This is a genomic window from Arthrobacter sp. 10T44 (assembly GCF_056393885.1).
Genome location: NZ_JBFTGT010000001.1, coordinates 945,709 through 957,727 on the forward strand (window position 1 = coordinate 945,709; position 12,019 = coordinate 957,727).

A 12,019-nucleotide genomic window follows, 5' to 3' on the forward strand; every position below is an offset into this window, starting at 1 on the left:
CACCGGCCCGACGTCGGGGACTCCGCCGGTAGGCTGTGAAAGGCCGGACACCGGCCCGCCGACGGGCAAGCAGCGGGGCAAGTAGTAGGGGAAGAATTGCGCAGGATTAATGCACGCGGAGCTGGTAACGGGCGGGTTCCATCCGACACCGGCCGCCGCAGGGGCGCCGTCGACTGGATCGCCTGCGGCGTCGCCGGGCTGCTGCTGGTCTCGTCCACCGCCTGCGCCGGAACCGCAGCTGTCCCCGGTAAGTCCGCCGTCGAGAGTGCATCACCTGGTGTGGCGCCCCCCGGATCCGCCACGTCCCGTTCCGCTCCGACGCCGGTGGCCGCGCCAACAGCCGCTTTGACCGGGGCGTCGGCCCCACATAAGCAGCCGGCCTACGCCAGCAAGGCGCTTGAGGTGCTGGCCACGCTGCCGGTCAAGGGGAGGGCGCCCAAGACCGGGTACTCCCGTGGCCAGTTCGGACAGGCCTGGGCCGACGTCGACCGGAACGGCTGCGACACCCGCAACGACACGCTGCGCCGCGACCTCACAGCGGAGGCGCTCAAGCCCGGAACCCGGGGCTGCGTGGTGCTTTCCGGGATTCTGAAGGACCCCTACACCGCGAGGCTCATCAACTTCCGCCGCGGAGCCGACACCAGCAGCGCGGTCCAGATCGACCACGTCGTGGCCCTCAGTGACGCCTGGCAAAAAGGCGCACAGCGGCTGAGCCCCGCCCAGCGGCTCGCCTTCGCCAACGATCCGCTCAACCTCCTGGCCGTGGACGGCCCGGCGAACATGCAGAAGAGCGACGGCGACGCCGCCACCTGGTTGCCGCCGAACAAGTCCTACCGCTGCGCTTACGTGGCGCGCCAGATCTCGGTCAAGGCCAGCTACGCATTGTGGGTCACCCGGGCCGAGCACGACGCGATGGCGCGGATCCTGGCGGACTGCCCGGGCGCCCTGGCCCCCACCGGCCGGCAGCCGACGACTCCCGCGCCGGCCGCTCCGCCGGCGCGGAAAGCCCCGGCCACGGCACCCGCCCCGGTGGCACCCGCCCCGCCTGCGCCCGTTCCGGCAGCGCCCGTTCCGGCAGCGGTGTACTACGCAAACTGCACTGCCGTCAGGGCCGCGGGCGCCGCACCCATCCGGCTGGGGCAGCCCGGTTACAGCAGCAAATTGGACCGCGACGGCGACGGCGTCGGCTGCGAGTAGCCCACGCCTGAAAGGCTGATCGAGGCGCCCTTCAGGGCACCGGCGGGCGCGTCTGGCGGGCGCTGTCCCGGCTCAGACCCGGGCGAGCCCGGCGACCTCCGCGAGGAGCTCCACGGAACGCAGCCTGTCCTCCACTCCGGCGCTCTGGTGCGCGACGATCAATTCGTCGGCGTCGGCGTGCGCCGTGAACTCGTCCAGGTATTCCAGCACTGCGCCCGGGGTGCCCACGGCGGAGTACTTCATCATCTGCGCCATGTGCTGGCCCTGCGGGGAGTCCAGGATCATATCCGCCTCGTCGTCGCTGAAAACGCGGCCGTTGCCGAAGAAGAGCGAGACCCGGGCCCGTTTGGTGGCCTGGAACATTGCCTGCGCGTCGGCGGCGGAATCCGCGGCGATCACGTTGACGCCGGCGATCACGTGCGGGGCCTCCAGCTGCGCGGACGGCCGGAATTCACGGCGGTAGAGCGCTACGGCGTCCTGCAGGGCGTTGGGGGCGAAGTGCGAGGCGAAGGCGTAGGGCAGGCCCAGCTGCGCCGCCAGCTTCGCCCCGAACAGCGAGGAGCCGAGAATGTAGAGCGGCACGTTGGTGCCCTTGCCGGGGGTGGCCTCCACACCGGGGATGCGGGTAGGACCGGTCAGGTAGCCCTGCAGTTCCAGGACATCCTGCGGGAAGCTGTCAGCGCTCATCGGGTCGCGGCGCAGGGCGCGCATGGTGTTCTGGTCACTGCCGGGGGCCCGGCCCAGGCCGAGGTCGATCCGGCCCGGGTGCAGGGTCTCGAGCGTGCCGAACTGCTCGGCGATGGTCAGCGGCGCGTGGTTGGGCAGCATCACACCGCCGGATCCGAGCCGGATGGTCTTGGTATGCGCGGCGATGTGGGCGATCAGGACGCTCGTCGCGGAGGAGGCGATGGACGACATGTTGTGGTGCTCGGCGTACCAGATCCGGCGGTAGCCCAGTTCCTCGGCGCGCTGCGCCATGGCCACGCTGCCGGCGAAGCTTTCCGCCGCCGTCTGGCCCTTGCCGATGATTGCCAGGTCAAGGATGGAAAGCGGAACAGTCACGGAAAAGCCGGCCTTTCGTAGCGGAGCAGGGTGTCTGGAAAATCTGGCGCAAGCCGGATTCCGGCAGGCGCATACTAGTGCCAACGACGGCGGGGCCGGGCTTATTTCTGCGCGGCCGGAATCACCGGCAGGAGTGCGCGGAAGGAATACTCAGCACCCTTAGTGGGTTGCCGCCCTTATGAGCCACGACAACCCACAGCATCCGGAATCATCCGCAACGATCGAGTTGAAGGACCTGGGCACGGTGCACCGCCTGGGCTTCGGCGCGATGCGCATCGTCGGCGACGGTGTCTGGGGCGAACCCGCTGACCGGGGCACGGCCATCGCCGTCGTCCGCCGGGCCGTCGAGCTCGGCGTCGACTTCATCGACACGGCTGACTCCTACGGGCCCAATATCAGCGAGGAGATCCTTGCGGAGGCCCTGCATCCCTACAAGCACGGCCTCAAAATCGCGACCAAGGTCGGATTCACGCGCACCGGTCCGAACGAATGGGTGCCGCTGGGCCGGGCCGAGTACCTGCGCCAGCAGACCGAGCTGAGCCTGCGCAAGCTCAAGGTGGACGCGCTGGATCTGCTGCAGCTGCACCGGATTGATCCCAAAGTCGATCCGGAAGAGCAGTTCAGTGTCCTCCGCGACCTGCAGAAAGAAGGCAAGGTCAAGGCCCTGGGCCTGTCCCAGGTCAGCGTGGCCGAGCTGGAGCAGGCCAGCCAGTACTTCACCGTCTCCACCGTGCAGAACCGCTACAACCTGACGGATCGCAGCTCGGAGGATGTCCTCGACTACGCGGAGGAGCACGGCATCGGCTTCATCCCGTGGGCCCCGATCTCGGCCGGCGAACTTTCCCGTCCGGGCGGCCCCCTGGATGAGGCCGCCACGCGGCTGGGCGCCACCACCTCCCAGGTGGCCCTCGCCTGGCTGCTTCGCCGCTCACCCGTCATGATGCCGATCCCGGGCACCGGCTCGGTCAAGCACCTCGAAGAGAACCTGGCCGCCGCCGGCGTCGTCCTCGATGACGCGACGTTCGCCGAACTCGAAGCCGCACGCTAAGAACCCACCCCCATCCCCACCTTTGACCGGCTCCTTGGCCGGCAGAACAGGAGCAAGAACATGGCTAACATCCTGATGGTCGTATCCGCAGCAGATTCCCTCACCATGCGCGACGGCAGCAAGCACCCCACCGGTTACTGGGCCGAGGAACTCGTGGTCTCCCACCAGACCCTGCTGGGCGCCGGACACACCGTCCGCATCGCCACTCCGGCCGGCGCCAAGCCCACAGTGGACGAGGTCAGCCTGGCCGCAGAATCCGCCGGCGGCCAGGACCGCGCCGACGGCTTCCGCAAGTACCTGGCCGAGATCGACGCCGAGCTCTCCGCCCCGCTGGTGCTGGCCGACGTCGACCTTTCCGGGTACGACGCGATCGTGATGCCCGGCGGCCACGGCCCCATGGCCGACCTGTTTGAGGATGCGGACCTCGGCCGGCTGCTGATCGAGGCGAACAAGGCCGGCAAGGTCATCGCGCCCTTCTGCCACGGTCCCGCCGGCCTGCTGAGCGCCGTCGACGACGCCGGGAACTTCGCCTTCGCGGGGCGCCGTCTCACCGTGTTCACCAATGAAGAGGAACTGGGTGGCGGCACCGGGGAGAACACGCCGTGGTTCGTCGAGGACGAGCTGAAGGAAAAGGGCTCAGTCGTGGAAAACGGGGCCGCCTGGAGTTCACACGTGGTCCGCGACGGCAACCTCATCTCCGGACAGAACCCGCAGTCCAGCGAGGACGTGGCGAAGGAAGTCCTCAAGGCCCTCGCCGAATAACGACGGCGGCGAAGCAGAAAAATAAACATCGGCCGTGGCCGGGTCCGGTCTTCCGGACCCGGCTAAGCTAACGGCATGGCCATCAAATCCACTGCAGATAAAGTCGCCACCATCCAGAAGGGGTACACCCTGGAGGGGCCCACGATTGAGCTGGGGGCCGCGATCGTCGACGGCGAGCTCCACAAGGAAGCCCCTGTCCGGTTGCCGCTGGCCATGATGAACCGCCATGGCCTGGTGGCGGGTGCGACCGGGACCGGCAAAACCGTCACCCTGCACATGATGGCTGAGCAGCTCTCCACCGCCGGTGTCCCGGTGTTCCTCGCGGACATCAAGGGCGACCTCTCCGGCCTCGCCACGGCCGCCGCCGGTTCAGAGAAACTCAAGGCGCGCACCGACAGCATCGGGCAGGCCTGGTCCGGCAAGACTTTCCCGGTGGAATTCCTGGCCCTCGGCGGCGACGGCGCCGGCATACCGGTCCGGTCCACCATCACTTCCTTCGGCCCCATCCTGCTGTCCCGCGTGATGGAGCTCAACGAAACCCAGGAGTCCAGCCTGCAGCTGGTCTTCCACTTCGCGGACAAGAACAACCTCGAACTGATCGACCTGAAAGACCTGCGCGCGGTCATCCAGTTCCTGACCTCGGACGAGGGCAAGGACGAACTGGAGAACCTCGGCGGCCTCTCGAAGTCCACCGCCGGCGTCATCCTGCGCGAACTCATCACGCTTGAGGCGCAGGGGATGGAGAAGTTCTTCGGCGAGCCCGAGTTCGACACCGCTGAACTGCTGCGGACCGCCCCCGACGGCCGCGGCGTCGTGACCTGCCTGGAGCTGCCGACCCTGCAGACGAAGCCCATGCTGTTCTCCACCTTCCTGATGTGGCTGCTGGCGGACCTGTTCGAGGACCTGCCCGAGGCGGGCGACTTGGACAAACCGAAACTCGTGTTCTTCCTGGACGAGGCGCATCTGCTGTTCAACGGCGCCTCCAAGGCTTTCCTTGACGCGATCACCACGACGGTCCGGCTGATCCGGTCCAAGGGCGTGGGCATCTTCTTCGTGACCCAGACACCGAAGGATGTCCCCGCGGACGTCCTGGGCCAGCTGGCGAACCGGGTGCAACATGCCCTGCGCGCCTTCACCCCCGAGGACGCCAAGGCACTCAAGGCAACGGTTTCCACGTTCCCGATCAGTGACTACGACCTTGAGGAGACGCTGACCTCGGCCGGAATCGGCGAGGCCGTGATCACGGTCATGAATGAGAAGGGCGCGCCCACCCCGGTGGCCCTGACCCGGCTGCGGGCGCCGGAGTCCGTGATGGGACCGAGCGATGATGCGCTAATAGCCAGCACTGTGGCCGGGTCCGCCCTACTCGCCAAATACGGCACCGCCGTGGACAACGTCTCCGCCTATGAGAAGCTCGCGAGCCAGTCGGCAGCGTCCACCGGCCCCGCCGCCGGGTCCGACGCCGGTTCGGGTTCCGGCACCGGCCTGGACCCCAACGCCGTCGATGCCGACGCCCGGCGGATCGAGGAAGAAATCCTCGGCCGACCCAGCAGCCGCTCCACACAGTCGCCGACGCCCGATCGGGAACGCACCCCGCAGCGTCGCGCCCCGCAGCCGCAGGAATCCAGCGGCGGAATGGCCGGCGACCTCGCCGGCGCGCTGGGCGGCGCCCTCGGCGGTGGGCTCAAGAGCATGGCACGTTCGCTGGGCACGCAAATCGGCCGGGAGCTGCTCCGGGGCGTCTTCGGCACCTCATCCCGGCGGCGCAGGCGCTAGGCGGTCTTCCGCAACCGGGCCGCCGCGGCCGGGACCGCCCGGCGGGCATGGTGCACGTCACAACGGGCGCCCGTGACACCTGCGTTCAGCGGGCGTGCAGGTAACGTAAGGTACGTGCAGATGAGTCAGGCGTTGGTCAGGATTGCAGCCGTGTGGCTGTTGGGCCTGATGCTCGCCATAGCCGGCGCGGTCGTCGCGATCAATCTGGTGAACAATTCCATTGCCAGCCCCCAGCAGCCGGTCCGCGAGTATCTGGACGCGCTGCAGAAGGGCGAAGGCGAGAAGGCGCTCGGCCTTCTTCACGCCTCCGTGCCGCAGAGCAACCCGGCGATGCTGGACGGAGAGGCGCTGAAGACCGCCGCCGCGAGGATATCCGACGTGAAGATCGGCAACGCGCAGGACCAGGGCGGCAACCAGGTCATGGTTCCGATCGATTACACCATCGACGGCAGCCAGTTGCGCACCGAGTTCCTGCTGCAACGGTCCGGCACCCAGTGGCTCTTCTTCCATGACTGGTCCTTCGTCCCGGCCGCGCTGCCGGTGATCGACGTCACCGTCGTGAATTCGAACCAGGCCCTGCTCAACGGGGTCCCGGTCAACATGCCCAACGGTCGCAACTCCTTTGCCGTGTTCTACCCCGGCGAGTACGAGGCGGCCCTGAACGGCCAGTTCTTCGCCGCCCCCGCGACCCGGACAACCGTGACCAGTCGGGATATGCCCTCGGCGCCGTTGAACCTGCTCACCCAGGCCACGGACGGGCTCAAGGACGCCGTCACCGCGAAGGTCAAGGAGTTCCTGGACAGCTGCGCGGAGCAGGCGGACAAGCAGCAGCGGCTTCAGCCGGACTGCCCGTTCTACCACGCCACCAACAACCGGGTCGTGGACGGCACGATCGACTGGAGCATCGCCGACTATCCGGCCGTCAGCATCGAGCCCTTCGGCGGCCGCTGGGTCGTCGCGCCGCTGGACGGCAAGGCACGGATCAAGGCACGTCAGGTGGACCTGTTCACCGGCGCGGTTACGGAGCTCAACGCAGTCCACGATTTCAGCTTCACCACGCGCCTGGACATCGACGGCGACACGGTCAAGCTCACCCCGCAGCTAAGCAACTAAGCCTGCTGTGCGGCGGCCGCGGCCGCCGGCTCCCCCGGACACGCAAAAGGCTGCCGTCCGTGACACGCAAGCCACGGACGGCAGCCTCACAGCGCCAAGTACCTCAGGACTCCAGCCGGGCGCTTAGTCCATGCCGCGCAGGTCCAGGACCAGCTCGGTGTCCCCGTCGGCCTGCAGCAGCACCGGGATGCCCCAGTCCTGCTGGTACAGGTGGCACGCCGCGTGATCCGGGATCTCCCCGTCCTCGGTCTCCGGACCGTCGCAAGCCGCCGCCCGTGCGGTTATGTGCAGCACGCCCTCGGGGACGTCGGAGGCGAGCTCCAGGGTGCGGAGCAGGCCCACGGAGGTCCCGCCGCCGGCCACCAGCAGCTCCGGCGGGGTGGAGGAAATCTTCAGCTGCGTCGGGTCACCCCAACGGTCATCCAGCTTCTGCCCGGTCGGGGCCGTGAACCGCACGGTCAAGGACAGCAGACCTGGGGCCACCGGGCTCTTGGGCCGGTGGGTCTGCGCCGCCCCTTCGTCCACCTGCTGCGCTTCCTTGGGGATGGGCACATAGACCAGCTGGTGCTTGTTCGCCTCGACCACCACCAGCAGCGGCTCGGTGCCGGCCACCTGGGTGTGGTCCACGATGACGTCGGAGGGCTCGGACAGCCCCCGCGCGAGCGTTGACACCGTGCCGGTAGCGGGGTCGTAGCGCCGGACGGCACCGTTGTAGGTGTCCGCGATCGCCACCGAACCGTCGGGCAGGACTGTCACACCCAGCGGGTGCTGGAGCCGGGCCTCGGCCGCCGGTCCGTCGCGGAAGCCGAAATCGAACAATCCCTTGCCGACGGCGGACTCGACCGTGATGGCGCCGTCGTCGGCGATCACGAGTTTGCGCAGTGCCGAGGTCTCCGAGTCGGCGACCCAGATGTTGCCGTCGGCGTCTTCGGCGAGGCCGGAGGACTGGGCGAACCAGGCCTCCGCGGCCGGGCCGTCGAGCAAACCTTCGAGGCCGTTGCCGGCGATGATGGACACAGCACCGGTAACCGGGTCGAAGCTGAAGATCTGGTGCACGCCGGCCATCGCCACCACGACGGCGTTGAGCTTGCTGGACCAGACGACGTCCCAGGGCGAGCTCAGCGAGACCTGCAGCGGATCCGCTTCAAGCCGGCCACCGTAGGCGGCGCCCTCTTCGTCCACGCGCGCCGGGCCGGTCTCGAGCAGCCGCTGTACCCCGTTGCCGGCAAGGGTGGTGGCGCTGCCGTCCGCGAGGAAAAGCCCGCGGAGCCGGTGATTGACCGTGTCGGCAATCACGACGTCGTAGCCGGCCTTCGCGGCCACGTCCTCCGGAAGCAGGACCAGGCCCTGCGGTTCGTTGAAGCGGGCCTCGGCGGCACCGCCGTCGGCGTGGCCTTTCTCGCCCGAACCATAGGTGCCCAGCACCGTCTCAAAGTCGGTGGACAGCTCGACCAGGCGGTGGTGGCCGGTGTCGGTCACCAGCCAGGAGCCGGCGTCGGCCGCTGCGGCCGAGTCGCCGCGGCCGGCCGGAAGGTAAAGGGCCTTGCCCGGGAACCGCAGCGTGCCCGACGTCGGCTCCGGGGCCACGTACGGGCCGTCGCCGCGGTGCAGGGTGCCCTTCGCTTCGTGCTCGGCGATCAGTTCGGGGATGAGCACGGCCAGGCCGTCCGCATGGCCCTCACCGGAAAGGTGCGCCACGATGTAGCCCTCGGGGTCGATGACCACCAGGGTGGGCCATGCACGGGCGGTGTACGCCTTCCACGTGTCCAGCTCCGGGTCGTCCAGGACCGGGTGGCGGATCTCGTAGCGCTCCACGGCGGCCGCCAGGGCCACCGGATCTGCTTCGTGCTCGAACTTGGGCGAGTGCACGCCGACGGTCACGAGGACGTCCGAGTACTGCTGCTCGAGCGGCCGGAGCTCGTCCAGGACATGGAGGCAGTTGATGCAGCAGAAGGTCCAGAAGTCGAGCAGCACGATCTTGCCGCGCAGGGATTCGAGGTCCAGGGATTTGCCGCCGGTGTTCAACCAGCCTCGGCCTACGAGTTCGGAGGCCCGGACCCGGAGGTGGGTGCGTACGGTTTCGCTCATCAGCGTCCTTCCAGCTTTGAATTGCGTTCTGCCAGCTTCGCGTCGCGTTCGGCGAGCTGGGCAAACATATCGTTGTAAGCGGTGAGATCGGCGTCGTTATTCCTGTCCGCGGCACGGTCGGTCCGTTTGGACTCCCGTGCGTCGGAGCGGGACCACATGACGGCGACGCCGATCGCCACCAGCAGGGTGGGCACTTCGCCGATCCCCCAGGCCACCGCGCCGCCCATCTGCTGGTCCAGCAGGGCCGAGGGGCCCCAGCTGCGGCCCAGGTTGCCGAAGTAGTCGGCGGCCAGCAGCCCGGTGCCGCCCATGATGGCGACGCCGAAGAAGGCGTGGAAGCCCATGGTGGCCAGCAGGAGGAGCAGCCGCATCGGGTACGCCGCCCGGCGGGGCAACGGGTCTGTGCCGATCATGGTCAGCACGAAGATGTAACCGGTCAGGGCGAAGTGCAGGTTCATCAGTTCGTGGCCCACGTGGTCGCGCATGGCGTAGCCGAAGGCATCCGAGTAGTAGAACAGCACAATCGACCCGGCAAAGTTCGCCGCGGCGAAGAGCGGGTGAGTGACGAGCTGCGAGAACCTCGAGTGCACGAAGATCAACAGCCATTCCCTCGGCCCGCGGGAGCTGTCCCGCCGCGCGGCCAGTGCCCGCAGCGCCAGCGTGACGGGGGCACCGAGGACGAGGAAGATGGGGGCCACCATGGTCAGCGCCATGTGGTCGACCATGTGCGCCGAGAACAGGACCCGGCCGTAGACCGAGGGCGGGCCGGAGGTCACGTAGGTGAGGACCACCAGGCCGATGACCCAGTTGACGGTCCGGAACCAGGACCAGGCGTCGCCGCGCTGGCGGACTTTGCGGATGCCCAGGAAGTAGGACACCAGGCCAAAGACGGCGACGGCGACCCAAAGCCAGTCGAGCCGCCACTCCGTGAGCCAGCGTTGCGGGGTCAGCTCGGGAGGCAGTTCGTAGCCGGAGAGGATGAAGGCCGGCGACGCGTCCGCGGCGAAGGTGCTGGGCTGCGGCGGGGCCGAGCGGCCGAGCGCGACGGCGATTCCCGACGTCGCACCCATGATCAGCAGCTCCACGAGCACCAGCTGCCAGAGCACACGGCGGGCGGTCAGGCCGGCCCCCTTGACGCCCAACTGAGGGATGACCCATTGGCGGTGCATGAATCCCACGCCGCCCAGGACGAGCGCGGCCACCGTCTTGGCCAGGATCAGCTGTCCGTACGCCGACCCGAACAGGTCTGCCCAGCTGGAGATCCTGATGCTGGCGTTGACCACGCCGGAGGCGAAGACCAGTGCGAAGGCGAAGCCGGCCAGGGCCGAGAAGCGGCGGAGGGTCGGTTCCGTGATGTCGGCCCGGCCCGGGGCTCCGGCGGCCGTAGCGGCACCAAGAACGCCGGAGAGGAGGGCCAGCACAATGATGCCTCCCACCCAGGCCGAGACTCCCAAGAGGTGAAGGCCCAGGGAGTTGATCGCGCCTTCGTGGTCGCTTGAGCTGGACGAGTGGCCGATCAGCGCCGCCGGCACCAGCCCTATGACGGCAAGGATCAGCGTGAACGCCAGTGCACCCCTCGAACGGACGCCGAACAGCGCAGTGGTGGTCACAGCAGCGATGATGACGACGGCCAGCCAGGCCCTGCCGGTTTCGATGTCGGTCATGAAGTAGACGAGGGACTTCGTGAATTCCGGGTCCCCTGAGATCGCCTGGCCCGCGATGTCCGAGTAGCTCAGGACAAGCACTGCAACCGCTGAGAGGGTCCAGGCGATGCCGGCGACGGCGGCGACGGCCAGGGCGCGTGTGAAGGCGGGATGCTCGGGGGCGGCTTTGTCCTGGGACTGGCGGCCGGAGAGATCCTTGGGCAGGATGCCGACGGCGAAGATGAGGCCGCCGATTACCGTGGCGAGGGAGACGTTGTGGATGGCCTTGCTGATGGGCAGCCCCCAGCGGACCAGCGCGCCGGGATCCGAAACTTCGCGGGCTCCGGCCGCCCCGGAGAAGAGCAGTGCCGCCACCAGGCCCAGGAACAGCGCGGCCAGGCCGGCGAGCTGCCAGGGCCCGGAGATTCCCGGCGCTCCGGCACCTCGGCCACGCGCTCCGCCCGTCGGGGTGGTCGCTGGTGAAGTCTGGGGTTTCGCTGCGGAAGGCACAACTCCATTGTCCGCTACCCCTGCCCGCGCGCCGAATCCTCTCGGCGGCGGTTAACGCAAAGGAGCGGCAACCCGAGGGGTTGCCGCTCCTTTCAAGCGTTTGAAGAAGACTACTTCTTCTTGGCGACTGCAGCCTTCAGCTTGGAACCGGCGGTCAGCTTGACGCTGTGGCCGGCGGCGATCTGGATGGTCTCGCCGGTCTGCGGGTTGCGGCCGGTGCGGGCTGCACGGTCGGTGCGCTCGACGGCGAGCCAGCCCGGGATGGTGATCTTTTCGCCCGCGGCGACAGAGGTCTCGAAAACCTCGAACAGTGCATCGAGCACGGAGTTGACGGCTGCCTGGCTGGTGCCGGCCTTGCCAGCTACCTCTGCAACAAGTTCACTACGGTTCTTAGCCATTTATGTCCTCCTGGACGGTTCTAATTTCTGAAGCCTGCACGCGGCATGCGTGCAAGCCACTCTTCGAAAACTTACCAGCTTGCCGCCGCCGAGGTGGCAAATTCCGCGTGTTTTCGCCCTTTTTTGGGAAAAATTCCGGATTTCGAGGGCCCTGGAGTACCTTTTCAGCCGTCAGCGGACGCTACCCGGGCCGGTGCCGGCCGACGACGCAGCGGCGGCGGTGCGCGACGGCGGTGGGCGGGTGCCGTGGTGGGTGGTTTTGGGGTGTTAAAGGGCTCAGGCCCCGACACTGTGTGTCGGGGCCTGGCTGTAATGGTTGTCCGGCGGTGACCTACTCTCCCACACCCTCCCGGGTGCAGTACCATCGGCGCTGTGGGTCTTAGCTTCCGGGTTCGGGATGGGACCGGGCGTTTCCCCCACGC

General features: G+C 68.2%; 9 protein-coding genes and 1 rRNA gene. 5 read left to right on the forward strand and 5 right to left on the reverse strand.

Going from position 1 to position 12,019, the window contains the following annotated elements; genetic code table 11:
* Positions 1 to 96 precede the first annotated feature (96 nt).
* Positions 97 to 1,197 (forward strand): GmrSD restriction endonuclease domain-containing protein, encoded by a 1,101-nt coding sequence (locus AC1DBL_RS04460; RefSeq protein ID WP_476925536.1) that lies wholly within the window; start codon positions 97 to 99, stop codon positions 1,195 to 1,197.
* A 72-nt stretch (positions 1,198 to 1,269) separates the two neighbouring features.
* On the opposite strand, the gene AC1DBL_RS04465 is transcribed toward AC1DBL_RS04460, so the two are convergent.
* On the reverse strand, positions 1,270 to 2,259 hold the full coding sequence (locus AC1DBL_RS04465) for an LLM class flavin-dependent oxidoreductase (protein WP_476925537.1): 990 nt from the start codon (positions 2,257 to 2,259) through the stop codon (positions 1,270 to 1,272).
* A gap of 178 nt (positions 2,260 to 2,437) precedes the next feature.
* Here AC1DBL_RS04465 and AC1DBL_RS04470 point away from each other — a divergent pair, with 178 nt between their 5' ends.
* The 4 genes from AC1DBL_RS04470 to AC1DBL_RS04485 all read left to right on the forward strand — a co-directional run bounded on the left by AC1DBL_RS04470 (position 2,438) and on the right by AC1DBL_RS04485 (position 6,958).
* Entirely contained in the window at positions 2,438 to 3,307 is an 870-nt protein-coding gene (locus AC1DBL_RS04470) for an aldo/keto reductase (RefSeq protein ID WP_476891884.1), read from the forward strand.
* A 60-nt stretch (positions 3,308 to 3,367) separates the two neighbouring features.
* Positions 3,368 to 4,069 (forward strand): type 1 glutamine amidotransferase domain-containing protein, encoded by a 702-nt coding sequence (locus tag AC1DBL_RS04475; protein WP_441416551.1) that lies wholly within the window; start codon positions 3,368 to 3,370, stop codon positions 4,067 to 4,069.
* Between the two features lie 75 nt (positions 4,070 to 4,144).
* On the forward strand, positions 4,145 to 5,845 hold the full coding sequence (locus tag AC1DBL_RS04480) for a helicase HerA-like domain-containing protein (RefSeq protein WP_441416550.1): 1,701 nt from the start codon (positions 4,145 to 4,147) through the stop codon (positions 5,843 to 5,845).
* Positions 5,846 to 5,965: 120 nt separating this feature from the next.
* A complete protein-coding gene (locus AC1DBL_RS04485) occupies positions 5,966 to 6,958 on the forward strand; it encodes a hypothetical protein (RefSeq protein ID WP_441416549.1) in 993 nt (330 codons plus the stop codon).
* Between the two features lie 123 nt (positions 6,959 to 7,081).
* Here the strand turns inward: AC1DBL_RS04485 and AC1DBL_RS04490 are convergent, their stop codons facing one another.
* The 4 genes from AC1DBL_RS04490 to rrf all read right to left on the reverse strand — a co-directional run.
* Positions 7,082 to 9,046 (reverse strand): NHL domain-containing thioredoxin family protein, encoded by a 1,965-nt coding sequence (locus AC1DBL_RS04490; protein WP_476891882.1) that lies wholly within the window; start codon positions 9,044 to 9,046, stop codon positions 7,082 to 7,084.
* Positions 9,046 to 11,199: a bifunctional copper resistance protein CopD/cytochrome c oxidase assembly protein gene (locus tag AC1DBL_RS04495; RefSeq protein ID WP_476925538.1), complete on the reverse strand. Its 2,154-nt coding sequence runs from the start codon at positions 11,197 to 11,199 to the stop codon at positions 9,046 to 9,048. The genes AC1DBL_RS04490 and AC1DBL_RS04495 overlap by 1 nt, the downstream gene beginning before the upstream one ends.
* Before the next feature lie 110 nt (positions 11,200 to 11,309).
* Positions 11,310 to 11,597, reverse strand: a complete 288-nt coding sequence (locus tag AC1DBL_RS04500) for an HU family DNA-binding protein (protein WP_011776355.1) — start codon at positions 11,595 to 11,597, stop codon at positions 11,310 to 11,312.
* 318 nt (positions 11,598 to 11,915) lie between these two features.
* A 5S ribosomal RNA gene (rrf, locus tag AC1DBL_RS04505) occupies positions 11,916 to 12,019 on the reverse strand; the annotation flags it as partial.

What these genes read in the sequence shown, in the direction of transcription:
- AC1DBL_RS04480 (WP_441416550.1), top strand. Translation starts at nt 4,145, where the DNA reads ATGGCCATCAAATCCACTGCAGATAAAGTCGCCACCATCCAGAAGGGG.
- AC1DBL_RS04485 (WP_441416549.1), top strand. Translation starts at nt 5,966, where the DNA reads ATGAGTCAGGCGTTGGTCAGGATTGCAGCCGTGTGGCTGTTGGGCCTG.
- AC1DBL_RS04490 (WP_476891882.1), bottom strand. Translation starts at nt 9,046, where the DNA reads ATGAGCGAAACCGTACGCACCCACCTCCGGGTCCGGGCCTCCGAACTC.
- AC1DBL_RS04475 (WP_441416551.1), top strand. Translation starts at nt 3,368, where the DNA reads ATGGCTAACATCCTGATGGTCGTATCCGCAGCAGATTCCCTCACCATG.
- AC1DBL_RS04500 (WP_011776355.1), bottom strand. Translation starts at nt 11,597, where the DNA reads ATGGCTAAGAACCGTAGTGAACTTGTTGCAGAGGTAGCTGGCAAGGCC.
- AC1DBL_RS04470 (WP_476891884.1), top strand. Translation starts at nt 2,438, where the DNA reads ATGAGCCACGACAACCCACAGCATCCGGAATCATCCGCAACGATCGAG.